At 68.7% G+C, this 23967-nt stretch carries 21 protein-coding genes; 3 read left to right on the top strand and 18 right to left on the bottom strand.

Annotated elements, in window-relative coordinates; all coding sequences use genetic code 11:
- The first annotated feature begins 32 nt into the window (after nucleotides 1-32).
- Entirely contained in the window at nucleotides 33-716 is a 684-nt protein-coding gene (locus tag FVP33_RS00415) for a trimeric intracellular cation channel family protein (protein WP_147781666.1), read from the top strand.
- Here FVP33_RS00415 and FVP33_RS00410 read toward each other — a convergent pair.
- The 18 genes from FVP33_RS00410 to hrcA all read right to left on the bottom strand — a co-directional run bounded on the left by FVP33_RS00410 (nucleotide 688) and on the right by hrcA (nucleotide 22928).
- Complete coding sequence (locus tag FVP33_RS00410) at nucleotides 688-1671, bottom strand: D-alanine--D-alanine ligase family protein (RefSeq protein ID WP_222706579.1); 984 nt, start codon at nucleotides 1669-1671, stop codon at nucleotides 688-690. The genes FVP33_RS00415 and FVP33_RS00410 overlap by 29 nt on opposite strands.
- Before the next feature lie 89 nt (nucleotides 1672-1760).
- Entirely contained in the window at nucleotides 1761-3443 is a 1683-nt protein-coding gene (locus tag FVP33_RS00405) for a glycoside hydrolase family 13 protein (RefSeq protein ID WP_147781665.1), read from the bottom strand.
- Between the two features lie 99 nt (nucleotides 3444-3542).
- Nucleotides 3543-5303 (bottom strand): 2-isopropylmalate synthase, encoded by a 1761-nt coding sequence (gene leuA / locus FVP33_RS00400; RefSeq protein WP_147781664.1) that lies wholly within the window; start codon nucleotides 5301-5303, stop codon nucleotides 3543-3545.
- Nucleotides 5304-5475: 172 nt separating this feature from the next.
- The gene (locus FVP33_RS00395; protein WP_246142091.1) at nucleotides 5476-7935 is read right to left on the bottom strand and encodes a bifunctional lysylphosphatidylglycerol flippase/synthetase MprF; all 2460 of its coding nucleotides are present in this window, start codon (nucleotides 7933-7935) and stop codon (nucleotides 5476-5478) included.
- Nucleotides 7932-9236: an alpha/beta hydrolase gene (locus FVP33_RS00390; RefSeq protein WP_246142096.1), complete on the bottom strand. Its 1305-nt coding sequence runs from the start codon at nucleotides 9234-9236 to the stop codon at nucleotides 7932-7934. The genes FVP33_RS00395 and FVP33_RS00390 overlap by 4 nt, the downstream gene beginning before the upstream one ends.
- 350 nt (nucleotides 9237-9586) lie before the next feature.
- Nucleotides 9587-10882 (bottom strand): alpha/beta hydrolase, encoded by a 1296-nt coding sequence (locus tag FVP33_RS00385; protein ID WP_147781662.1) that lies wholly within the window; start codon nucleotides 10880-10882, stop codon nucleotides 9587-9589.
- Between the two features lie 455 nt (nucleotides 10883-11337).
- Complete coding sequence (locus FVP33_RS00380; protein WP_147781661.1) at nucleotides 11338-12735, bottom strand: ABC transporter permease; 1398 nt, start codon at nucleotides 12733-12735, stop codon at nucleotides 11338-11340.
- Nucleotides 12732-13508, bottom strand: a complete 777-nt coding sequence (locus FVP33_RS00375) for an ABC transporter ATP-binding protein (protein ID WP_147781660.1) — start codon at nucleotides 13506-13508, stop codon at nucleotides 12732-12734. The genes FVP33_RS00380 and FVP33_RS00375 overlap by 4 nt, the downstream gene beginning before the upstream one ends.
- A gap of 102 nt (nucleotides 13509-13610) precedes the next feature.
- A complete protein-coding gene (locus FVP33_RS00370) occupies nucleotides 13611-14276 on the bottom strand; it encodes a response regulator (RefSeq protein WP_147781659.1) in 666 nt (221 codons plus the stop codon).
- Nucleotides 14276-15475: a sensor histidine kinase gene (locus tag FVP33_RS00365; RefSeq protein WP_147781658.1), complete on the bottom strand. Its 1200-nt coding sequence runs from the start codon at nucleotides 15473-15475 to the stop codon at nucleotides 14276-14278. The genes FVP33_RS00370 and FVP33_RS00365 overlap by 1 nt, the downstream gene beginning before the upstream one ends.
- 254 nt (nucleotides 15476-15729) lie before the next feature.
- The gene (gene era / locus FVP33_RS00360) at nucleotides 15730-16641 is read right to left on the bottom strand and encodes a GTPase Era (RefSeq protein ID WP_425460917.1); all 912 of its coding nucleotides are present in this window, start codon (nucleotides 16639-16641) and stop codon (nucleotides 15730-15732) included.
- The gene (locus FVP33_RS00355) at nucleotides 16631-17935 is read right to left on the bottom strand and encodes a hemolysin family protein (RefSeq protein ID WP_147781656.1); all 1305 of its coding nucleotides are present in this window, start codon (nucleotides 17933-17935) and stop codon (nucleotides 16631-16633) included. The genes era and FVP33_RS00355 overlap by 11 nt, the downstream gene beginning before the upstream one ends.
- 4 nt (nucleotides 17936-17939) lie before the next feature.
- A complete protein-coding gene (gene ybeY, locus FVP33_RS00350; RefSeq protein WP_147781699.1) occupies nucleotides 17940-18401 on the bottom strand; it encodes an rRNA maturation RNase YbeY in 462 nt (153 codons plus the stop codon).
- A gap of 2 nt (nucleotides 18402-18403) precedes the next feature.
- Nucleotides 18404-19423, bottom strand: a complete 1020-nt coding sequence (locus FVP33_RS00345; RefSeq protein ID WP_147781698.1) for a PhoH family protein — start codon at nucleotides 19421-19423, stop codon at nucleotides 18404-18406.
- A 73-nt stretch (nucleotides 19424-19496) separates the two neighbouring features.
- Nucleotides 19497-19853, bottom strand: a complete 357-nt coding sequence (locus FVP33_RS00340) for a histidine triad nucleotide-binding protein (protein WP_147781655.1) — start codon at nucleotides 19851-19853, stop codon at nucleotides 19497-19499.
- Nucleotides 19854-19997: 144 nt separating this feature from the next.
- Nucleotides 19998-20726, bottom strand: a complete 729-nt coding sequence (locus FVP33_RS00335; protein ID WP_147781654.1) for a 16S rRNA (uracil(1498)-N(3))-methyltransferase — start codon at nucleotides 20724-20726, stop codon at nucleotides 19998-20000.
- A gap of 5 nt (nucleotides 20727-20731) precedes the next feature.
- On the bottom strand, nucleotides 20732-21838 hold the full coding sequence (dnaJ, locus tag FVP33_RS00330) for a molecular chaperone DnaJ (protein WP_147781653.1): 1107 nt from the start codon (nucleotides 21836-21838) through the stop codon (nucleotides 20732-20734).
- Between the two features lie 67 nt (nucleotides 21839-21905).
- Nucleotides 21906-22928, bottom strand: a complete 1023-nt coding sequence (gene hrcA / locus FVP33_RS00325) for a heat-inducible transcriptional repressor HrcA (protein WP_147781652.1) — start codon at nucleotides 22926-22928, stop codon at nucleotides 21906-21908.
- A 210-nt stretch (nucleotides 22929-23138) separates the two neighbouring features.
- Here hrcA and FVP33_RS00320 point away from each other — a divergent pair, with 210 nt between their 5' ends.
- Both FVP33_RS00320 and FVP33_RS00315 read left to right on the top strand, forming a co-directional pair.
- A complete protein-coding gene (locus FVP33_RS00320) occupies nucleotides 23139-23534 on the top strand; it encodes a DUF4870 domain-containing protein (protein WP_147781651.1) in 396 nt (131 codons plus the stop codon).
- A 55-nt stretch (nucleotides 23535-23589) separates the two neighbouring features.
- Nucleotides 23590-23967, top strand: coding sequence for a DUF4870 domain-containing protein (locus FVP33_RS00315; RefSeq protein ID WP_147781650.1), 378 nt, complete (start codon nucleotides 23590-23592; stop codon nucleotides 23965-23967).

Below are 23967 nucleotides of genomic sequence, written 5' to 3'. Positions count from 1 at the left end.
ACGGATGCCGCCCCGGGCGGCAGAATGGGCGAGTGACCGAAGCTACTTTTGCGATACCCCTCTGGGCCGACCTGCTCGCGATCGGCATCGGCGGCCTGCAGGGCGCCATGTTCGCGGCGCAGTTCCGAGACCGACGGCTCGACCTGCTCGGCATCGCGATCATCGGCATCGCGGCGGGCTTCGGCGGCGGACTCATCCGAGACCTCCTGCTCAACCAGGTTCCCGTGGCGCTGCAGCAGAACTGGTACCTGATCGTCGCGAGCGGTGCCGCGTTGCTCGGGATGCTGCTCGAACGGTTGTTCTCCCGGCTCGGCACCGTGATCACCGTGCTCGACGCCCTCACGATCGGGCTCTACTGCGCGATCGGCACCACCAAGGCGCTGTCCCTCGGGCTGCCGGCCATCCCCTCGGTCTTCGTCGGCGTCGTCGCGGCCGTCGGCGGCTCGATCCTGCGCGACATGCTGCTCAACCTGCCGATCGCGCTCATGCACGTCGGCTCCCTCTACGCGGTCGCCGCCGTGGCGGGGGCGAGCACGCTCGTCACGCTGCTCGCGATCGGAGTTCCGGTGTTCATCGCCGCCACGATCTGCGTCATCGTGACCTTCGGAGTGCGCGTGCTCGCCGTGCTCTTCCGCTGGAGCCTGCCCGAGCAGCGGCGGATCGAACGGATTCCCCGGATCGCGGGCTTCAGGCGGCCACGCCAGCCCGGTCGATGAGCTTCGTGAGCAGCTCGGTGTAGCTGATCCCCACCGGCGGCCACATCCGCGGGTAGTGGCTGAGCGCCGTCAGGCCGGGGAGCGTGTTCACCTCGTTGAGGGTGATCGTGCCGTCCCGCCCGACGAAGAAGTCCACTCGCGCGAGACCGTCGCAAGACAGCGTGGTGAAGGCGAGCCTCGCGAGGGCGACGAGCCGCTCGGTGATCTCCTCGGGGATGCGGGCGGGCACCTCCAGCTCGACAGCGCCCTCGGTGTACTTGGAGGCGTAGTCGAAGAACGCGGAGTGCCCCTTCTTCACGACGCGCAATGGCGCGCCGACGGTGAGGTCGCCGTTCACGAGCTGGAGCACCCCGAGATCGACCTCGTCGCCCTCGACCGCCTTCTGGATGAGGGCCGTCGTGTCGTGCTCCAGGGCGAGGGCGATCGCGGCGTCGAGCTCGGCCGGTGACGCCACCTGGCTCACTCCCACGCTCGAGCCGGACCGATTGGGCTTGACGAAGAGCGGATAGCCGAGGTCGGCGGCGAGAGTCGGCGCCTCGTCGGCGGTGGCCGCGGTCACCGAGTGGGTGGGAATGGTCGGCACGCCGCTCGCCTCGAGCAGCCGTTGAGCGAGCTTCTTGTCCATCGCCAGTGCGCTCGCGAGCACCCCGCAACCGACGTACGGCACACCGGCGAGCTCGAGCAGCCCCTGCACGGTGCCGTCCTCACCGAAGCGCCCGTGCAGCACGGGGAACACGACGTCGATGCCGTCGAGGTCGGGGAAGCGCGTGCCCTCGCCCGCGCCCTCGAGGTCGTCAACCGATGCCAGCCGGTGCCAGCCGCCGCTACGGTCGATGCCGAGAGGCACGCCAACGAAGAGGTCGGTGTCCAGATTGGCGAGCACGTGCATGGCCGACGCGCACGACACCTCGTGCTCGCTGTTCGCTCCGCCGAAGATGATTCCGATGGTCTTCACGTCAGCTCCAGGTGCTTCGATCGATGTGCCGGCCGGCCGTTCGCCCGCCCGGGCCGTCTCGGCCCCTCAGCGATCGTATCCGGTGCGTCTCACGCCAGTCTGATGACGCGCGCCTCCCAGGGACGCAGCGTGGCGTCGGCTCCGCCGTCCCCCGTCTCGTAGTTGCCGATCACGAGGGTTCCGGCGGCGGCCCGCGCCGATTCCAACAGGGAAACCTCGAGGGCCTCGCCCGAGAAGTTGCCCACCACGAGCAGCGTCTCGTCGCCGAGGGTGCGCGTGAAGGCATAGAGGGTCGGATGCTCCGGCTCGAGCATGGCGAAGTCGCCGAGCGCCACGACCGCCGACCCGTGCCGCAGCGCGATGAGGCGGCGGTAGTGCTCGAATACCGAGCGCTGCCCCGCGGCGCGGTCTGCTGCGGCGTTCACCGTGACGTGATTCGGGTTCACCTCGAGCCACGGCGAACCCGTCGTGAAGCCAGCCTGCTCCGTCGCGTCCCATTGCACGGGGGTGCGCGCGTTGTCCCGGCTGCGGTAGCGCAGGTCCTCGAGCACCTCGGCCGGCGATGCTCCGGCGGCGGTGGCCTCGGCGAAGTAGTTGACGGACTCGATGTCCTGGTACTGCTCGATGGCTGTGAAGCCGGCGTTGGTCATGCCGATCTCGTCGCCCTGGTAGACGTACGGGGTGCCGCGGTGCAGGTGCAGCACGGTCGCGAGCATGGTCGCCGACTCGACCCGGTAGAGTCCGTCGTCCCCGAACCGCGACACCGAACGGGGCTGGTCGTGGTTGCCCAGGTACAGGCTGTTCCAGCCGGATTCGGCGAGGCCATCCTGCCAGCGCCCGAGGGACCGCTTCAGGTCGACGAGCGAGAGCGGTACGTTGTCGAACTTGGAGTCTGGTCCGTGGTCGAGGCCCACGTGCTCGAACTGGAAGACCATGTCGATTTCGAGCCGATCGTGGCCGGTGAACAGCACAGCGTCCTCCACCGTCACCCCGGGCATCTCGCCGACCGTGATCAGGTCGGTGTCGCGCCCGGCGAACACCTCGCGGTTCATCTCCTGCAGGAAGTCGTGGATCTGGCCGCCCATCGATGCCTGGCTGCTGTCCCCGACGAGGTCGGACTGCACCTTGGCGATGTAGTTGATCACGTCCATGCGGAATCCGTCGACGCCTCGATCGAGCCACCAGTTCATCATCTCGTAGACGGCGGCCCGCACCTCGGGGTTCTCCCAGTTGAGATCCGGCTGCTTCGTCGCGAACAGGTGCAGGTAGTACTGGCCGGTGGTCTCGTCGAGGTCCCAGGCCGCTCCGCCGAAGGCGCTGCGCCAGAGGTTGGGCTCGCGCCCGTCGTGCCCGTCCCGCCACACGTACCAGTCGCGCTTCGGGCTGTCGAGCGAGCTGCGCGACTCCTCGAACCAGGCGTGCTCGTCGCTCGTGTGGTTGACCACGAGGTCCATCACGAGCTTCATCCCGCGCTCGTGCACCTCCGAGAGGAGGGCGTCGAACTCGGCGAGGGTGCCGAAGAGCGGGTCGATGTCCCGGTAGTCGCTGATGTCGTAACCGTTGTCGGCCTGGGGCGAGCGGTAAATGGGCGAGAGCCACAGCACGTCGACCCCGAGCTGCTGCAGGTGGTCGAGCCTGGAGCGGATTCCGGCGAGGTCGCCGACGCCGTCCCCGTTCGAGTCGGCGAAGCTGCGCGGGTAGATCTGGTAGACGACCGCGTCGGTCCACCAGGGCGGGGTCGACGAGACGGGTCCGGATGTTTCGATACTCATTTGAGCGAGCCTCTCACGTCTCCGCGCCCAACCCGCATCGGAGCGGGGCGGCCGGCTCGATGACGTCGTCTGCCGGTCGCCCCGCGGGCGGCGCTGTCTCTAGGCGGTCGCGAGGGCCAGGTTGCCCGATTCCTCGCGCACCGCACGGTTCACGGCCGAGACGACCGCCTTGAGGGATGCCGTGGAGATATCGGCGTCGATGCCCACGCCCCACAGCCGCTTGTCCCCCACCGCGCACTCGACGTAGGCTGCGGCCTGCGCGTCTCCGCCCGAACTGAGGGCGTGTTCCACGTAGTCATAGACCTTCACGAAAACGCCCTGTGACTCGAGCACCTTGAGGAACGCGGCGACCGGGCCGTTGCCGGTCGCGTCGGCCTCGATCGTGTCGTCGCCGACTCGCAGCCTCGTCTGCAGCGAGACGACGCCGGACATGTCGCTCGACGTCCGCGTCTGGGCGAGCTCGAAGCGGCCCCACTTGTCGTCGTCGGCGGCGGCCGGAAGGTACTCGTCGGTGAAGATCTCCCAGATCTGGGCGCTCGTCACCTCGCCACCCTCGGCATCCGTCTTCGCCTGAACCACACCGGAGAACTCGATCTGCAGCTTGCGCGGCAGGTCGAGGGCGTGGTCGTTCTTGAGCAGGTAGGCCACCCCGCCCTTGCCGGACTGGGAATTGACCCGGATGACGGCCTCGTAGCTGCGGCCCAGGTCCTTCGGGTCGATCGGCAGGTACGGCACCGCCCAGGTGAGGTCGTCCACGGAGACACCCTTCTCGGCGGCCTCGGCGGCCATGGCCTCGAAGCCCTTCTTGATGGCGTCCTGGTGCGAGCCGCTGAAGGCCGTGTAGACCAGGTCGCCGGCCCACGGGCTGCGCTCGTGCACGGGCAGCTGGTTGCAGTACTCGGCGGTGCGCTTCACCTCGTCGAGGTCGCTGAAGTCGATCTGCGGGTCGATGCCCTGGGTGAAGAGGTTGATGCCGAGCGCGACGAGGTCGACGTTGCCGGTGCGTTCGCCGTTGCCGAACAGGCAGCCCTCGATGCGGTCGGCACCGGCCAGGTAGCCGAGCTCCGCCGCGGCGACCGCCGTGCCCCGGTCGTTGTGCGGGTGCAGGCTCAGGATGATGTTCTCGCGGTGGTTGAGGCGACGCGACATCCACTCGATCGAGTCCGCGTACACGTTCGGCGTCGCCATCTCGACGGTGGCCGGCAGGTTGATGATCACCTGGCGCTCCGCAGTGGGCTGGAACACCTCGATCACCTGGTTGCACACGTCTAGAGCGAATTCGAGTTCCGTGCCGGTGTAGCTCTCCGGGGAGTACTCGTAGTAGATCTCGGTGCCCGGCACCGTCGCCTCGGCGGCCTTGCAGAGGCGGGCGCCCTCGAGCGCGATGTCGATGACGCCCTGCTTGTCAGTGCGGAAGACGACGTCGCGCTGCAGCACGCTGGTGGAGTTGTAGAGGTGCACGATGGCACGCTTCGCGCCCCTGATCGACTCGTAGGTGCGGTTGATCAGGGCCTCGCGGGCCTGGGTCAGCACCTGGATGGTGACGTCGTCGGGGATCAGGTCCTGCTCGATGAGGCTGCGCACGAAATCGAAGTCGGTCTGGCTCGCCGAGGGGAAGCCGACCTCGATCTCCTTGTAGCCCATCCGCACCAGAAGGTCGAACATGATGCGCTTGCGTTCCGGACTCATCGGGTCGATGAGGGCCTGGTTGCCGTCACGCAGGTCGACGGCGCACCAGCGGGGAGCGCGGGTGATCCGCTTGGACGGCCAGGTTCGGTCCGGCAGGTCCACCGTCAATATCTCGTGATACGGACGGTACTTGTGGATCGGCATACCCGAGGGGGATTGTGTGTTCTTCATGGTCTCAACTCTTGTCTCTTGGTCTGAAGTGGTCAGCCAACGGCGCCGTTGCAGCACCAGTCTCCGCGACGAGTGAGGCCTGGGTTAGGACTCGTCGCGGCAGCTAAGGAGGAGCAGACCGAACAACACTTGCTCAGAATACCACTTCGCGGCGGCGAATTTCGGGGTCGGCTCAGAGGATGCTGCGCATGAAGCGCACCATCTGGGGAACCGAGAGCGACGGGATGTACGCCCGGGCAAGCGCCGCAGCGATCGCCGGGAGCGCGAGCGGGTCCGGATACGCCATGATCAGCGGCCGGAACTCGGGCTGGAACTTCTGCTTGAAGGTGAGCAGCGACTGGAAACCGTAGGCCGGTTCGAGTGTGCGCGCGAGCCAGCCGAGCAGGCGCTGGATGCGGTCTGTCTCCGCCTCCGTCGTCGCGGTGCGCGCGAGCGGCGCCGCCGAGAGGCTCATGAACTCGATGCCGAGCTGCTGCATGTGCAGCGCGGCGGAGGCGATGAGGAACTCCATCACCCCGTTCATGCTGTCTGGGCGGCGGCGCATGAAGTCGAGGGTCCAGCCGATGATCTCGCCGTCCCGGTAGGTGGGCATCCAGCTCGTCACGGCCTGCACCACCTCGTCTTCGCCGATCGCGAGGAACAGGCCGACCTCGTGGTCGCTCAACTCGTCGAGGCCGCCGAGGGTGAAGCCGAGCTCCGGGAGGTTCTTCTCGGCCACCCACGACTCGGAGATGCTCTCGATCTGCGCGGTGTGAGCCAGTGAGAGGTTCTGGAAGCTCGTCCACTCCGCGCGCACGCCGTTGCGGCTCGCCCGGTTGATCGAACTGCGCACGTCCTGCCAGCTCTTGCCCAGCATCGACCAGGTCTCCGGGAACACGACGGTCTCCTCGGCCACCACCATGGTCGACCAGCCCATGCCATCGAAGAGCTCCTGATGCTTCTGTTGAACGCTGTAGAAGACCGGCGTCCAGCCGTTGTCGTCGCAGAAGGTGGCGAACTTGTGGATCGCGTCGTCCACGAGCTCGGGGTCGCCGATGGGGTCGGCGGTGGTGATGGCGACTCCGGAGTTCACCCGGTACGCGATCGCGACCCGACCGTCGTCGGTGAACCAGTAGCTGTTGCCGTTCCAGGTGGCCATGTGGCCGAGAGACTCGCTGTGCTGCTTGAGCAAGGCGCGCACCCGGTCGCGCTCCACGAAGCTCGTGGCATTGCGGTCGGAGAAGAACAGCGGGATCGCGGCGAGCAGGAGCACGATCCAGAAGACGGGCCCGACCCACTCGTAGATCAGCCGGCTCAGTCCGCCGATGGGGAGGAACTGCAGGTCCTCGAGCCGCAGGAAGCCGATGGGCACGAACCGATCGGGCAGGTCGTAGAGCAACTGCCAGAAGGTGACCACCGGTCGGAACTGGGCGCGGTCGAGCCAGCCGACGCCGACGTAGAGCACAGACAGCGCGACGAAGGTGCCGACGACCGTCGCGATGAAGCGAACCACCACCCGGCGGGGCGATCGCACGGTGAAGTGTCGCAGGTTGGCGGCGACGAGTACGGCGATCACGAGCGGGACCAGCACCGAGACCGAGAGCCGCACTACCGCCTCGACGCCGTTCGCGTTTTGCGAGACCCTCTCGTCCTGGCCGATCGCCGGCAGGAAGCCGTAGTAGAAGGCGGCGAGGAGGGCGAGCCAAAGATTGACCGCGATCGCGACCCAGGCGGCGCTGCGTCGACCGCGCAGCATCCCGATCGCGGCCACGATCAGCACGATGAGCGGCAGGGGCGCGAGAATCACCGGCCCAGGGCCGTTCAGCCGGGCGAGTGCCACGTCGAAGGCGCACCCGACGCTCGTCAGGTGGCCGAGGCACTGGTGGGTGACGGTCTGCAGGTGGGGTAACGCGTTCCGGAACAGCAGTCCGAGCGGGTGCAGCGGGCCGTAGCGCGCCGGCGTGAAGATGCTCACGAACGGGCCGATCGCGGTGATCATGAGCGCCGCCGAGAGCAGGCTTCGAGCCTCGTGGTGCGAGCTGCGAACCCAGCGCAACCCCGGCCGGGACCGGGACAGCACGAGTCCGAGGATCAGCCCGACGACCGCGGCGATCAGCCGGAAGAGGTCGGAGGGCTGGCCGGAGTAGAGGAAGACGACCGTGAGCGCGGTGAAGCCGAGCACGCGCACGCGGCGGCGCCACAGCGGGCCGGCGAAGGCGCTCGCCGTGAGCACCGTCCCGGAGATCGCCGTGAACGGGTCGAGCACTATCGATTCCTGGATGCCGACCGCCCAGAACTCCCTCGCCATGAGACCGGCGGCCTGCAGTAGCATCCCGACCCCGGCCCCGATCAACGGCGTGACGAGGAACGCGAGCAGCGTGCGCCACCAGCCCATCAGCCGTTCGGCGGCGCCGACCAGCACGACGATGGCGGCGATGGACGCCAGCAACTCGAGGATGCCGGAGGCGAACAACACCGAGGTGATCGGGGAGAAGAAGTTGTGCGTGTCGTTGAAGGCCTCCAACCCGGTGCCCACGACCACGCGGAGCTGCGGACGCGGCCCGTGGATGAGCGACCCGGTCGCGAACGCGAGAACGAGCATGAGGCCGGCGAGGGAGAGGCTCACCCGCCGGCCGGCAAGCCAGCGGCTCATGAGAGGCCCCAGCGGGAGTAGAGGAGGGGCAGGGACTCGTGCAGGGCGTACTGCACCGTGTGCCAGTCGTGGGCGGTGCCCGGGGATCGGATGAGGTGCACCGTCATCCCCGCGGCGCGCGCCGCCTGGGAGACGGTGGCCGCTGCGAGCCCGTATCGCGTGTCGTTCTGGCCGACAGCGAAGATCCCGAGCGTGTCGACGTACGGTGTGCCGGCGGCCATCAGCGCGAGCGGGGTGGCCGACTGGTAGGCGGACGTCGAGCCGCCGAAGGCGCTCGCGATGGTCGAGGTCACGGTGCCGCGCACCGGCGCCAGCTGCCCGGAGACGTCGAAGATGCTGCCGTAAATACCTCGGAACTTGGCGCCGAGCTGGATCGAGCAGGTGCCCCCCTCGGAGAAGCCGCCGATCGCCCAGTCCTTGCGGTCCTGCAGAACGTGAAGGTGCGCGTTGACCCAGTTCGGCACATCGACGGTGAGGTACGTCTCCACGTTGCCGAGGGGCGAGTCGAGGCACATCGGGTTCTGCTGCGGTGCACCAAGCTGGTCGGGGATGACGACGATCGGGGCGAGGCCGCGGTGATCGCGAGCGTACGCGTTGAGGATGTTCGCGAGATTGCCGGAGGTCAGCAGAGTGGCGGGGGCGCCCGGCTGCCCGGACAGCATCTCGAGTACCGGCAGCCGCGGCGCGTTCTTCACGAGTGCGGCCGGCGGCAGGTAGACGATCGCCGAACGGGCGGCGAAGTGGGACGCGGTGGCCGGGATGGTGACAGTACCGACGGTGCCCGCGGCCGGCAGGTCGGCCGGGGGCCGCCAGGTCTGGGCGAGAGTCGCCGTGGACTGCAGCGCGGGTGTCGGCGCCTGCGACGGCGTCGGAATGGCGAGCGGGGAGACGTGGCCGACGCCGAGCGCGGAGCCGAGGGTCGGGAACTCCGCGACGTCCACGTTCACGCCGACGCCGCCCATGAGGGCGAAGAGAAACACGGAGCTCGCGGCCAGGGCCACCCGCCAGGGGCGCGACCGCCAGATCCCGGCGAGCGCGAATCCGATTCCGCCGATACCCAGTCCGAACCAGAGACGGGTCAGCGGGGTGAGCGAGAGACCGAAGGTGTTCCAGACATCGCTGATGAGCCAGGCGAGCAGGTAACCCACGCCCACGCCGACCGCGCCGCCGGCCAGCTGCACCGGCAGCCAGCGCCGCAGCGGGCGCTTGGTGGCCAGGGCGATGAACGCGGCAATGCTCAGGCAGTAGACGACGATCGGGAGCGGCCCGGTCTCGAGCCGAAGGTTCCACAGGGCGTTCATCACGAATCGGGCCTCTTTCCTCGCCCCGCTGGCGAGCCGATCACCATTATGAGAGGGCAATCCGATGCCTTGCCGCGTATTTGGGGCTCTCTGTGAGAAGGCTCAGAGTACGCCATGCAGAGTCACAGCGCGCCCCCGGTTTGGGTTTCGCTCACGTTCCTCCCCCGCGTTTCCCTTCCCTCTCCTCCCCCTCCGCCCCCTTCCCGCTCCCTTCCCGCTCCCTTCCGAAATCCATGCATTCTTCGGCGACACGCCGGCTGGAGTGCCCAACACGCCGGCAGCGCAGGCGCTTTGCATGGATTTCGGAAGGGGCAGGAGGGGCAGGAGACGGGTCAGGAGGGTGGATGCCCTCAGCCCAGACCCCAGCGCACCGCGAACACGTCAAGCGCATTCTCGAGCGCGAAGTCGACGGTTCGCCAGTCGTGGGCGCTCCCGGACGACACGAAGACATGGGTGTGCATCCCCGCGGCGCCCGCGCGGGCCGCGATCATCCGCACCCCCGGTCCGAACCGGCCGTCGCCATCCCCCAGGCCGAAGACAGCGACCGAATCGGGGTACGGGGCATATCTGGCCAGCTCGGCGGACGGCGTCGCGGCGGCGTAGGCGCTGGCGGAGCCCCCGAATCCCGAGTCAATGGTGTCGGCGTCGCTCCCCCGGCTGGGGGCGACCTCGCCGCTGATGTCGAGGAGGCTGCCGAACAGCTCCGGATGGCCGGCCCCCAGCTGGATGGCACAGGTGCCGCCCTGCGAGAATCCGCCGATCGCCCAGTCGCGGCGCGCGGAGAGCACGTTGAGATGTCGCCTGATCCAGTGCGGCACGTCGACCGTGAGGTAGCTGGCCGATGCTCCGAGTCTGGAATCGACACACATCGGGTTCGATTCGGCATGCCCGAGCTGGTCGGCCACGACCACGATCGGCGCAAGGCCCCTGTGCCGCCGCGCGAATGCGTCCAGGTGCCGCTTGAGCTGTGCCGACACCGCGAACTGCTGGGGGCTTCCCGGCTGGCCGGACATCAGCAGGAGAACCGGGAGTCTCGGAGGCCGGGCCACCAGGGCCGCGGGCGGCAGGTAGACCAGGGCATCGCGTGACCGAAAGCCGGACACCTCCGGCGGGATGACAACGGTACCGATCCGCCCCGTGCCCCGGAGCCCGGAGGGCGGTCGCCACGACGAGGGCAGGTTCCCGGCGGAGGCGAGTCTGGGAGCGGTGGATGGCAGGGTGATCGGCTTGAAATCGCCGAGCGCGACCACCGCGCTCAGGTTGGCGAATTCGCCCACCGCGATGTTGGTGCCGACCGCCCCGGTGACGGCGAGAAGGGGGACCGCCGCTGCGGCGAGGGCGGTGCGCCATCGTCCTCGGCCTCCTTCACCCGGCACGACGAGGCCGGCCACGGCCACGGCGATGGCCGCCCCCGTTCCGCCGAACCAGGCCAGCACGCCGAGGGCGGCATCTTCGTCGTAGAGGTGGGCGAGCATCCCGAGCAGGAGCCCGGTCGCGACACCGAGGCCGCACCCGATCGCCCCGGCGACGCCCCAGACGCGCAGCCACCTCCGCCACGGCCGACGCACCAAAAGGGCAGCGACGACGATCGCGGCGAGCAGGAAGAGCCCGGCGGGAACATAGCCGTGCACGAGGGAAACGGACAACAGACCGTCGATCGGGATGCCTCCTTGCCGGTCTCGAAAATGTGGGACGTCCCACTATGCAGATTCGACCTGCCGCAAAGGCCTCGTTGTCGCGATCCTGAGAAGACTTTCAGGCATTTCGGCGGGGTTTCTGGGCATTCGCCGAGCCCACGGGCACCGCGGGCACCGCCGTCCGCTGCCGCCCTGCGTCCCCCCGCTCCCGCCGCTCCCGCCGCTCCCGCCGTTCCCGCCTTCCGCCTTCCGCCTTCCGCCGCTCCCGCCTTCCGCCTTCCCCCGCTCCCGCCGCTCCCCGCCCGCCCGCCGCTTCCGAAATCCATGCATTCCTTCGCGACACGCCGGCTGAGCGACTCGACACGCCGAGGCGGGGCAAGGTTTGCATGGATTTCGGAAGGGGGAAGGGGAAGGGGAACGGGGAAGAGGGGATCGGGGAACGGGGAGCGGGCGGGCGGATGCCGTCAGTCGACGGCGAGGGCCGCCACCGGCGCGACCCGGGTCGCCCGGCGAGACGGCGCGATCGACGCCACGAGGGTGAGCACCGCCGCGCCGGCCACCACGATGCCGATGAGCAGCAGGGGAACCGCCGGCACGATGAGGCCGGGGCTTCCGTGGATCGAGCCCAGCAGCGACTGCGCGCCCGCCCAGCCGTAGAACACGCCGAGCACGAGCCCGACGAGCACCGCGGCCACCGTGAGCTGCGCGCTCTCGGCGAGGATCATCCTGCGCACCTGGCGGGCGGTGAATCCGAGCGCCCGCAGGAGACCGAGTTCCCGGGTGCGCTGCAGCACGCTCAACGAGAGGTTGTTCACCATGCCGATGGCGGCGATGAGGGCACTGAAGCCCATCAGCACCGAGAACACGCCGACGGTGATGGCGAGCGTCTGGTCGACGCCCTGGTACGCCTCGGGCTGCGACCTCTGAGCGGCGAGGATCATCTGCTGGTAGCTCGCCACGGCCACGGCGAACATCGTGATCAGCGTGACGCCGATCACCAGCCCGATCGTCGTGCGGGAGCTCCGCTCCGGGTAGCGCACCGCGTTCTCCGCGGCGAGGCGCGCGGTCGCGCTCGACCCGAACATCCGCCCGGTGAGGCGAAGCGCGGGCGGCATCACGAGGTGTGCTCCGAGCACGAGGCCGGTGAAGGAGAGGATGCCGCCCACGAGCCCGATGAGCACGCCCCCGGGGTTCACGAGGCCGACGAGCACGCCGAGCCCGAGGAGACCCGCGCCGACCGAGAAGAGCACGACGGCCGTGACGTTGCGGCCGCGGCGACCGGAGACCTCGTCGCGCGACTTCTCGACTGCGCCCCCGGTCGCCTGGATCGGGGACACCAGGAGCACCCGGCGAGAGCCCACCCACGACGCGAGCCAGGTGGTGAGCACGACCGCGACCGCCGGGAGCAGAACGACCGGCTCCACGAAGGTGTACGGCAGGCTCGGCACGAACCGGGTCGCGGTGGCGATCGTGACCACCACCACGGTGACCGCGGTGCCGCTCACGACCCCGAGGACGGCCCCGAGAATGCCTACCGTGAGGCCCTCGTGGGCCACTCCACGACGCTGGGACGCCGCGCTCGAGCCGATGAGCCTGAGCAGCGCGATGGTTCTGGTGCGGCCGGCGATGATCGTGGCGAAGGTGTTCGCGGTGACGATGGCCCCAACGTAGATCGAGATGACGATGAAGACGAACGCGACGATCCCGAGCAGGATCCCCACCGTCTTACTGCGGCCCGTGACGTCGTCGGCGGCGATGATCTGGCCCAGCACCGCCGTGATCTCGAGCAGGCTCACCCCGAAGGCGGCGCTCAGGGTCGCGACGAGAACGCTCGGCACGTGCTCCCTCATTTCCCGCCTCATGCCGCCTTCTCCATTCCGAGCATGAAGCTCGAGATCTCCTCGGCCGTCGAACGCCCGCGCTCCTCGACGACCCGGCCATCCGCCAGGAAGAGGATGCGGTCCGCATAGCTCGCCGCGATCGGATCGTGGGTGACCATGGCGATGCTCTGGCCGTAGTCCGTGCTCGACGCGGCGAGCAGGGAGAGCACCTCGCGGCTCGTGCGGGAGTCGAGGTTGCCGGTCGGCTCGTCGGCGAAGACCAGGTCGGGCCGGGTGGCGAGTGCCCGCGCGATGGCGACGCGCTGCTGCTGCCCACCGGACAGCTCGTGCGGGCGGTGCCGCAGGCGGTCGCGAAGACCGAGGGAGTCGATGAGCCGGTCGATCCACTCGCCCTCGTCACGGGCCGGGCGCCGCCCGTCGAGCTCGAACGGCAGCAGGATGTTGCCGCTCACGTCGAGGGTCGGCACGAGGTTGAACGACTGGAACACGAAACCGACTCGACGCCGACGAAGGATGGTGAGGTCCTCATCCCGCAGGCTCGTGATCTCGGTGTTGCCGAGCCACGCCTGCCCGCTCGTGGCCGTGTCGAGGCCGGCCATGATGTGCATGAGGGTGGACTTGCCCGAGCCGCTCGGCCCCATGATCGCGGTGAACTCGCCCCGACGGATGCCGATCGAGACGCCGTCGAGCGCGCTGATGGCATTGCTGCCCGCGCCGTAGGACTTGGTGAGTCGGGAGACGCGGGCGACGAGGCCCGCCTCGTCATGGTCGAATGCTGCGTTGTGGGTTTGCATGCTTCGACGCTACGGATGCGGAGCCGGGCAGAAATCGGGCGGAGGTCGCTGCCCGCTACATCCAGAGGATGAGGTTTCCCCCGGTTCGGGGCGGCCCGGCCTTCAGCCGTTGAGGCCGTGCTCGAACGCGAAGACCACGAGCTGAACGCGGTCTCTCAGGCCGAGCTTGGCGAGGATGCGGCTCACGTGGGTCTTGACTGTCGCCTCGCTGAGGTACTCCCCCGAGGCGATTTCGGCGTTGCTGAGCCCGCGCGCCGCGAGCACGAAGATGTCCCGCTCCCGCGAGGTCAGCTGGCCGAACGATGGCGGCACCTCCGGGCGAACCGGGCGCACCGTGAAGTGCTCGAACAGCTCCCGCGTGGCGGAGGCCGCGATCACCGCGTTTCCGGCGTGCACCGTGCGGATCGCGGCCAGCAGAAACTCGGGGTCGGCGTCCTTGAGCACGAACCCGCTCGCCCCGCCGCGGATCGCTCGCGTCGCCGCCTCGTCGAGGTCGAACGTGGTGAGCACGATGATTCTGGGCGCGGAGCCGCCACGCGCCTGCGCCGCGGCCAGGATCGCGGTGGTCGCGGCGATTCCGTCCATGACGGGCATCCGGATGTCCATGAGCACGACATCGGGGCGCGTCTCGGCGGCCATCGCCACGGCCTCCTGTCCGTTGCCGGCCTCGCCGACCACCTCGAGGTCCGGCTGCGACGCCACCAGCATCCTGATGCCGGCCCGGAACAGGGACTGGTCGTCGACGAGGGCCACGCGGATGACGGCCATCAGTTCGCCGCCCCGGCGGGCGGAACGGGAAGGGTGGCCGAGACCAGCCAGCGTCCGTCGACGGCGTGCGCAACGAACGTGCCGCCGAAGAGGGCGGCGCGTTCACGCATTCCCGCGATTCCGTGCCCGGTCGGGTTGACCGCGCCGAGTCCGTCGTCCGGGAGAGCGCTCGAAACCGTCACCTCGAGAGCGTCCGGGCGCCACCGAAACTCCAGCCGCACCTCGCGGCTCGTATCGCCGTGACGCAGGGCGTTCGTGAGGGCCTCCTGCACGATCCGGTAGACCGCGAGCTGCTGGCCGGTCGCGAGCGCGAGCGGCCGCCCTGTCGCCTCGCGGGAGACGATGAGCCCTGAGCTGCGCATCTGCTCGACCAGGCGGTCGAGGTCGGCGAGCGCCGGTTGCGGGGAGTCGCCCTGGTTGTGTCTCATCTGGGAGAGCAGGATCCGCACATCGCCCAGCGCCTCCCGGGCGGTGCTCGAGATCGTGGCGAGGGCCTCGTCCACGACCCCCGGATCGGTCTCCCTCGCGTACCGGGCACCGTCCGCCTGCGCGATCACGACCGCGAGGGAGTGGGCCACGACGTCGTGCATGTCCCGGGCGATGCGGTTGCGTTCCTGCTCGACCACGACGTCCTGCTCGGCGGTGACCTGGGCGGCCCGGCTCGCCCTGGCGCGTTGCATGGTGCGAGCGAGCAGGCCGAGGGTCCAGGACAGTCCAAGCACCGCCAGGCAGCCGAAGAAGAAGACGAGGGAGCTGGCGAGCAGGCGCGGGATCTCCGCGAACAGGTTCGCTCCGCTGCCCGACACCGCGCCGGCGACCGAGCCGGCGATGCCGTTCCTCAGCACGAGGTACGCCGCGGCGACGATCGAGCCCAGCACCGCCGAGGCGAGCCCCAGCCAGCGAACCACGCGGCCGCCGTAGCAGGCGGTGGTGAAGAGAACGGCGAGCACGGCGAGGTCATAGAACTGGGGCGCGTCGAGTGCGGCGGCCATCTGCACCACTGCGGCCGGCCAGGCGATGCCGAGGGCCAGCCCCGGACTCAGCCGGCGCAGCCCGAGCGCGGACGAGAAGAACAGCAGCGCGACGATGCCCGCCCAGCCCTCACCAATGTGGAGGACGAACAGGACTTGCACCAGAAAGAACGCCGCGGCGACCGAGATGTCGGTCACCAGTTGGTATCGCCGAAGGGTGCGGATCATTACCCCACCGTAGGCCGCGCCGGCGCGCGAGATCCGCCCCCGCCGCTGATCTCCCCCTCGCTGCTCCCTCGCGGCGCGGAAAATCATCCTGCAGATGTAGGTCGGCACCCGCCCGGCACCCGATTGCGCTCGCGGAGGGAGTCGCGCCGTCCCGGCAGGGGTTAAGCCTCCCGCCGCGAGCACATGTCCCCGCCGCCGGGCGTGTTATCCCCCGCCGCGAGGCCAGAATTACGGCGCCAGCCGGCCGCTAAGAGTTAGAACCCGAGCCGGCCGAGCTGCTTCGGGTCGCGCTGCCAGTCCTTGGCGACCTTCACCCGCAGCGAGAGGAACACCTGCTTGCCCACGAGGGGCTCGATCTGCCGGCGGGCGCGCGCGCCCACCTCCGCGAGCCGCGAGCCCTGGTGCCCGATGATGATTCCCTTCTGGCTGTCCCGCTCCACGAACAGGTTCGCGTAGATCTCCACGAGATCCTTGTCGTCGCGCTCCACGATGTCGTCGATCGTCACCGCGATCGAGTGCGGGAGTTCGTCCTCCACGCCCTCGAGAACGGCCTCGCGGATGAGCTCGCTGATCCGGTCGTCGAGGCTCTCCTCGGTCACGGCGTCGGCCGGGTAGAGGGCCTCCGACACGGGCAGCAGGCGGATCAGCTCGGTGGCGAGAGTGTCGAGCTGGATGCGGCTGGTCGCCGATACCGGGATGATCGCCTCCCAGTCGCGCAGTTCGGAGACCGCGAGCAGCTGAGCGGCGACGGCCGGACGGGAGGCCGCGTCGATCTTCGTCACGATCGCCACCTTCTTCGCCCGCGGGAACGAGTCGAGCTGCTCGTTGATGTACCGGTCGCCCGGCCCGATCTTCTCGTTGGCCGGCATGCAGAAGCCGACGACATCCACGTCCCCCAGCGTCGACTGCACGATGCTGTTGAGCCGCTCGCCGAGGAGGGTGCGCGGGCGGTGCATGCCCGGCGTGTCGACGAGGATCAGCTGGCCGTTCTTCTGGTGCGCGATGCCCCGGATGGCGCGTCGGGTGGTCTGCGGCTTGGACGAGGTGATGGCGACCTTCTCGCCGACGAGCGCGTTGGTGAGCGTCGACTTGCCGACGTTCGGACGCCCGACGAACGACACGAAGCCGGCCCTGAACTCCACTGGTGCCTGGGGCTCATTCGCCACGGTCGTCTCCATTGCTTGGTTTGCCGAACGCCGCCTGAGCGTCGATGAGGGCCTGGTCGCGCTCGACGAGCACGGTGCTGAGCCGCTTGCGGCGGCCCTCCGTGCGCTCGGCGGTAAGGATGAGTCCAGAATACGTGGCCACGGAGCCGGCCAGCGGCAGTCGCCCGAGCGCCTTGGTGAGCAGCCCGCCGACCGAGTCGACGTCGTCGTCCTCCAGGTCGATCGCGAACAGCTCGCCGAGCTCGTCCACCGGAAGCCGCGCGCTCACCCGGAACACGCCGTCGTCGAGCCGCTCGATCTCCACGACCTCGTGGTCGTATTCGTCGGAGATGTCGCCGACGAGCTCCTCGATCAGGTCCTCGAGCGTCACGAGACCGGCGATCCCGCCGTACTCGTCCACGACCATCGCGAGGTGGTTGGATTCGAGTTGCATCTGACGCAAGGCGTCGTCGGCTTTCTTCGACTCGGGGATGAACACGGCCGGGCGTACCAGTTCGCCCACCGTGATCGTGTCCATGCCCAGCGGCCGCTCGTAGCCGAGCCTCGCCACGTCCCTGAGGTAGAGGATGCCGCGCACCTCGTCCACGTCCTCGCCCATCACCGGCATGCGCGAGACGCCCTTGCTCAGGAACAACCCCATGGCGGCGCCGAGGTTCTCGGTGTCGTCGATCGTCACCATGTCGGTGCGCGGGATCATCACCTCGCGCACGACGGTGTCGCTGAATTCGAAGATCGAGTGGATGAGCTCGCGGTCGTCCTCCTCGAGCACCTTGTCTTCCGTGGCCTCGTCGACCATGCTCAGCAGCTGCTCCTCACTGGAGAAGCTCGCCCGGCGGCCCGGCGTGACGCGGTTGCCGACGGCGACGAGCGCGGCGGCCACCGGACCGAGGGACACCCGGATGGCGTGCACGACCCAGGCCGACCAGCGCGCGATGGACCGGGCGTGCACCCGGCCGACACTGCGCGGGCTCGAGCCGACGAGCACGAAGGAGACGGTGATCATGATGAGCGCGGACGCCAGCAACGCCCACCACCAGTCCGCGAAGACATAGGCGAACGACAGCGAGACGAGCACCGCGGCGGTGGTCTCCGCGACGACGCGCATGAAGTTGACGGCATTGACGTGCGCGCCGACGTCACCGGCGATCGCGAGGAGGGAGTTGCGGGCCCTCGAGTGCGCGGCGATTTCGAGCAGGTCGTTGCGCGAGAGCACGCCGAGCGCCGCGTCCGCCGCGGCGAGCAGGCCACCGAAGATCACCAGCAGGACGGCGACGCTGACGAAGATCGGGATCATGGGACTATCGTCGTCGCTCGGCGAGGGAGAAACCAGTGAGGATGTCGCGCTGCACGCCGAACATCTCCTTCTCCTCGTCGGGTTCGGCATGGTCGAAACCGAGCAGGTGCAGGATGCCGTGGGTGGTCAGCAGCAGCATCTCCTCGAGCGGGCTGTGGCCGGCGGTCTCCGCCTGGGCCACCGCCACCTGCGGGCAGATCACGATGTCGCCGAGGAGCCCGGCCGGGGTCATGGCGTCCTCGGTGCCTGGACGCAACTCGTCCATGGGGAAGCTCAGCACATCCGTGGGCCCCGGCTCGTCCATCCACTGCAGGTGCAGCTGCTCCATGGCGCCCTCGTCGACGAAGATGATCGCCAGCTCGGCATCCGGGTGCACGTGCAGCTGGTCGAGCGCGAAGATCGCGAGCCGCTGGATGGCGGCCTCGTCCACCGGGATCGTGGTCTCGTTGTTGATCTCGATCGACACAGTCAGCGGCCCCATCTCTTGCCCAGGCGATCCTGGGGCGGCCTGCCCGAGCGGCGCTCGGACCGGTTGGCGTCGTCCGAGGCCTGCTGGCGCTCGAACTTCTGCGCCTGCCTCTCGGCGTCGTACTTCGTGTACGCATCCACGATCCGGCCCACGAGGCTGTGCCGCACGACGTCGTCGCTTGTGAGCCGCGCGAAGTGAATCTCGTCCAGTTCGTCGAGCACCCGGGTGACCAGCTGCAGCCCGCTCGCGCCGACCGGAAGGTCAACCTGGGTGACGTCGCCGGTGACGACCATCTTCGAGCCGTGGCCGAGTCGGGTGAGGAACATCTTCATCTGCTCCGGCGTCGTGTTCTGCGCCTCGTCGAGCACGATGAACGCCTCGTTCAGGGTGCGACCGCGCATGTAGGCGAGCGGCGCGACCTCGATGGTTCCCGCGGCGAGGAGCTTGGGCACGATCTCCGGATCCATCATCTCGTTGAGCGCGTCGTAGAGCGGTCGCAGATACGGATCGATCTTGTCGGTGAGCGTGCCCGGCAGGTAGCCGAGGCGTTCGCCGGCCTCCACCGCGGGGCGGGTGAGGATGATGCGACTCACCTCTTTGCGCTGCAGCGCCTGAACGGCCTTCGCCATCGCCAGGTAGGTCTTGCCGGTTCCGGCCGGGCCGATTCCAAAGGTGATGGTGTTCTCGTCGATGGCGTCGACGTACTGCTTCTGGCCCAGGGTCTTGGGGCGGATGCTCTTGCCCCGGCTGGTGAGGATCGCCTGGCTGAGCAACTCCGCCGGGCTCACCCGCGGGTCGGCGCCAAGGATCTTCGCCGACTCCTCCACATCGCGCTGGCCCAGCTCCTGGTCGCCACGCACCATCGTCACCAACTCCTCCACGAGCCTCACGGCCGCCCGCACCTGATCGGCGTCGCCGTCCAGGGTGATTTCGTTTCCGCGCACGAGAACCTCGACGCGCGGGTACTGCCTCTCGATGGTCTTGAGCAGCCGGTCCTGCGGCCCGAGAAGGCGCACCATGGCCACGCCGTCGACGCGAAACTCGACGTGCTCGCGGTCGCCCGGGGTCGACGCGTCAGAACCGAATCGCGTGCTACTGGCCAAGGGTTCCTTCCGGCAGCGAACCGCCAAGAACGTGGGCGTGGACGTGGAAGACGGTCTGGCCGGCGGACGGCCCGGTGTTGAAGACGAGTCGGAATTCCCCGCCGGAACGCTCGGTCGCGAGTTGCTGGGAGACCGCGACGACCTCGGCGAGCAGCGCCGGGTCCCCCGCGGCGAGTTCGCCGACGTTGCGGTAGCGCTCCGTCTTGGGAATCACCAGCAGGTGCACCGGCGCCTTCGGCGCGATGTCGGTGATCGCGATGATGCGCTCGTTCTCGAAGACCACGTCGGCCGGGATCTCCCTGGCGATGATCTTCGTGAAGATCGAACTCTCCTGCGTTTCTGACATGTCTCTAGCTTAGAAGACCGGGCAGCACGCGGCGGCGGCGTTCGCTACCAGCGACCGAGTCCGGCATCGCTACCAGCGGCCGAGTCGGGCATCGCTACCAGCGGCCGAGTCGGGCATCGCTACCAGCGGCCGAGTCGGGCATCGCTACCAGCGGCCGAGTCGGGCATTGAGCACCGCGATGGCAGCCGGCCCCGCACTCGAGGTGCGGAGGATCGTGTCGCCCAGACGCACCAGCGTCGCGCCCGCTCCCTCGAGCCTGCTCAGCTCGGACGGCGCGATTCCGCCCTCCGGACCGACGACGAGCACCACGTCCCGACCGTCCGGCTCGATCGCGGTGATCGCGGTCTGTGCGGTCGGCTCGAGCACCAGCATCCTCGTGTCCGCGGCGAGTGCCGCGAGCACCACGGTCGAGGCGAGGTCTCCCACCTCGGGGATCCAGGTGCGCATGGACTGCTTGCTCGCCTCACGCACGATGGCGGTCCAGCGATCGTGCCCCTTTCGAATCCTGGCGCCCTCCCATTTGACGATCGAGCGCTGCGCCGCCCAGGGAATCACCCCGTCGACGCCGAGCTCCGTCGCCTGCTGCACGGCGTATTCGTCGCGGTCCCCCTTGGCGAGGGCCTGGGCGAGCCAGACGGCGGGGCTGTTCTGCTCGCTGCGCTCGACCGAGGCCACCTCCACCACGAACTCGGACGGTTCGGCCGACACGACCGCCCCGGAGACGACGAGCCCCGCCCCGTTGCCGACCGAGATCGACTCGCCGACGGCGATGCGGCTCACCGTGACCGCATGCCGCGCCTCCTGCCCGGTCACCGAGACCAGGCCGCCGACCGAAGCCTCGGTGAGCTCCTCGTTCAGGTAGAAGTGGGCCACGGGACTCAGATGTTGAGGAAGCGGTCGCGGAGCTTCTGGAACAGCCCCTGCTGGAAGTGAGTCAGCGTGGGCGGCGCCGAGCGGCGGGCCCCGGCGAACTGCTTGATCAGGTCCTGCTCCTTGTGGCTGAGCTTGCTCGGGGTGGTCACCTGCACCCCGATCTTGAGGTCGCCGCGCCCGTTGCCGCGCAGCCGGGTGACACCGCGGTCCTTGATCGTGATGACCTCGGCGCTCTGGGTTCCCGGCTTGATCTCCACCGCGACCTCGCCGTCGAGCGTCTTGAGAGTCGTGCGGGTGCCGAGGATCGCATCCGTCATCTGCACCTCGAGCGTCGCCAGCAGGTCGTCGCCGTTGCGGCTGAAGACGTCGTGGTGGCGCACCTTGATCTCGAGGTAGAGGTCGCCGTTCGGGCCCCCCGCCGGGCCCACCTCGCCCTGGCTGGGCAGCTGAAGGCGGAGGCCGGTGTCGACGCCGGCAGGAATGTCCACCGGGATCGTGCGGCGGGCACGCACGCGCCCCTGGCCCTGGCAGGTGGGGCAGGGGTTGGGGATGACCGTGCCGTAGCCGCGGCAGGTGCCGCACGGGCTCGAGGTCATCACGTTGCCGAGCAGGCTGCGCACGGCACGCTGGATCTGGCCGCTGCCGCGGCAGATGTCGCAGGTGACGGGCTGCGTGCCCGGGGCACAGCAGGAACCGTTGCAGGTCTCACAGAGCACGGCCGTGTCGACCTCGACGTCGCGCGTGGTGCCGAAGATGATCTCGTCCAGGTCCACCTCAACCCGCACCAGGGCATCCTGCCCCCGCTCGCGCCTGGAGCGCGGGCCACGGCTCGTGCCGCCGCCGAAGAAGGTCTCGAAGATGTCGCCGAAGCCGCCGAAGTTCGCCCCACCGCCTCCGCCGAAGCCGGCCTGCGGGCCGAGGTCGTACTGCTGGCGCTGCTGCGGGTCGGACAGCACGTCGTAGGCGTGGGTCACGAGCTTGAAGCGCTCGGAGGCGTCCGCCCCGGGGTTCACGTCGGGATGCAGCTCCCGCGCGAGCCGACGGTAGGCCTTCTTGATCTCGTCAGTCGTCGCTTCGCGCCCGACACCGAGTACTTCGTAGTGGTCAGCCAATCCAATTCCTTTGCATTCTCGGCGCGATCGTGGACAGCCCGGGGGCCGGCCACCGCGCCGATGTCATTCATTCCTCGCCGAGCAGGCGGGAAAGATAGCGGGCCACGGCTCTCACCGCGGCGATGTTGTTGGAGTAGTCCATTCGAGTCGGACCGATGACTCCGAGCCGGGACAGTTCGCCTCCCGATGCCGTGTACCCGGTCGTGAGCACAGAGGTCTCGCCGAGCCCGAATGGCGCGTTCTCGCTTCCGATGCTCACCGAGAACCCGTTCTGGTCGGGCTCCATCTCGCCGAAGAGCCGCAGCAGCGTCACCTGCTCCTCGATCGCCTCGAGAACAGGGTAGATGCTTCCCGTGAAGTCTTCCTCCGTGCGCACGAGATTGGCCGCGCCGGCCATGACGAGCTTGTCCTGACGGTTGGCGAGCACCTGCTCGATGAGCGAGGTGGCGATGTGCTTCACGGCCGACGCCTGCTCCGGCGGGAACTTGTTGGCGAGCGTCGCGAGCCTCTCGGCGGCCTCCGCGAGCGCGAGCCCGCCGAGCGACGAATTGAGTCTCGTGCGCAACCTGTCGAGAAATTCTTCGTCGATGCCCGGCGCCACGTCGATGAGCCGCTGTTCGACGCGACCGGTGTCGGTGATCAGCACCGTCATCATCCGCGTGGCGGTGAGGCGCACGAGTTCGACGTGGCGGATGCGGGACCGGGTGAGCGACGGATACTGCACGAGCGCCACCTGGTGGGTGAGCTGGGAGAGCAGCCGCACCGTGCGGCCCAGGACCTCGTCGAGGTCGGCGGATGCCCCGAGGAACTTCTCGATGGCGGTGCGCTGAGCTGCGCTCAGCGGACGCAGGTCGGCGAGCTGGTTGACGAAGACGCGGTAGCCCTTGTCGGTGGGGATGCGGCCGGACGACGTGTGCGGCGCGGCGATGAGCTCCTCCTCCTCGAGGAGCGCCATGTCGTTGCGGATGGTCGCCGCCGACACGCCGAAGGAGTGGCGGTCCACGATCGACTTCGAGCCGACCGGTTCCCGGGACGCCACGTAGTCCTGCACGATGACGCGGAGAACGTCGAGACCACGCTCTGACACCATCCAGCACCACCTCCGGTCTTTAGCACTCGCAACTGCAGACTGCCAATTGTATCGCGACACGCTGCGACGCAGGCATTGCACCGGGAGCGAAACGGGCAGTACCTTATGCATGTACTCGCGCACGAACTCTTCTCACCGAGAATGGCGCTGGCGCGAGTACACCATGGCCCTGTTGACAGGGCCGGGCCGCCCCCTCGAAAGGCAACGCACATGACCGAACCGACACCGCAGCCGATGGCTCCCCAGCCGGCTGCGCCTCTCACGGCCGCCGAAGACAAGCAGTGGGCCTCGTTCGCGCACTTTGGCGGAGTCCTGTGGTTCCTCCCGGCGCTCATCATCTTCCTGGTCTTCAAGGATCGCGGAACGCTGACCCGGCAGGAATCCAAGGAGGCCCTCAACTGGCAGATCACCTGGATCGGTGCCTGGATCGTTCTCCAGATCCTCTGGGTCATCATGGCCGCAGTGTTCTTCCCCATCGCGCTGCTGATCGGGTTCCTGCAGTTCGCCCTCTACGTGGTGAACATCATCTTCTCGATCCTCGGCGGCGTGAAGGTCAACGGCGGGGGAAGCTACCGCTACCCGGTCGCACTTCGCCTCATCAAGTAGCTCATTGAGGGGTGCCCGGGAGCCGCGCTCCCGGGCACCTTGCTTTAATGGGGTCATGTCCGAAACCACAACTCCACCCGGCAGCCCCCACCAAAACGCCAAGCCGCTCAGCCCGGCAGACGAGAAACTCTGGGCGACGCTCATCCATGTGGGCGGCATCTTCTTCCACTTCCTGCCCGCGCTCATCGGCTACATCGTGCTCAAGGATCGTGGACCCTTCGTGCGCCAGCACACGACGGCCGCGCTCAACTTCCAGCTCACGGTGCTGCTCGGCTACGTGGTCGGTCTCTTCACGATCTGGATCCTGGTCGGCGCGCTGATCCTCGTCGCGGTCGCCGTGGTCAACATCGTCTTCTGCATCGTCGCCGCGGTCGCGGCCGACCGTGGCGAGCGGTACGTGTACCCGATGGCGATCACGTTCATCGGCGACTAA

Source organism: Lacisediminihabitans profunda (genome assembly GCF_008040105.1).
Taxonomy (GTDB): Bacteria; Actinomycetota; Actinomycetes; order Actinomycetales; family Microbacteriaceae; genus Lacisediminihabitans; species Lacisediminihabitans profunda.
The sequence above is the reverse complement of the archived record's forward strand: the minus strand, read 5'-3'. Positions and strand labels throughout refer to the sequence as shown.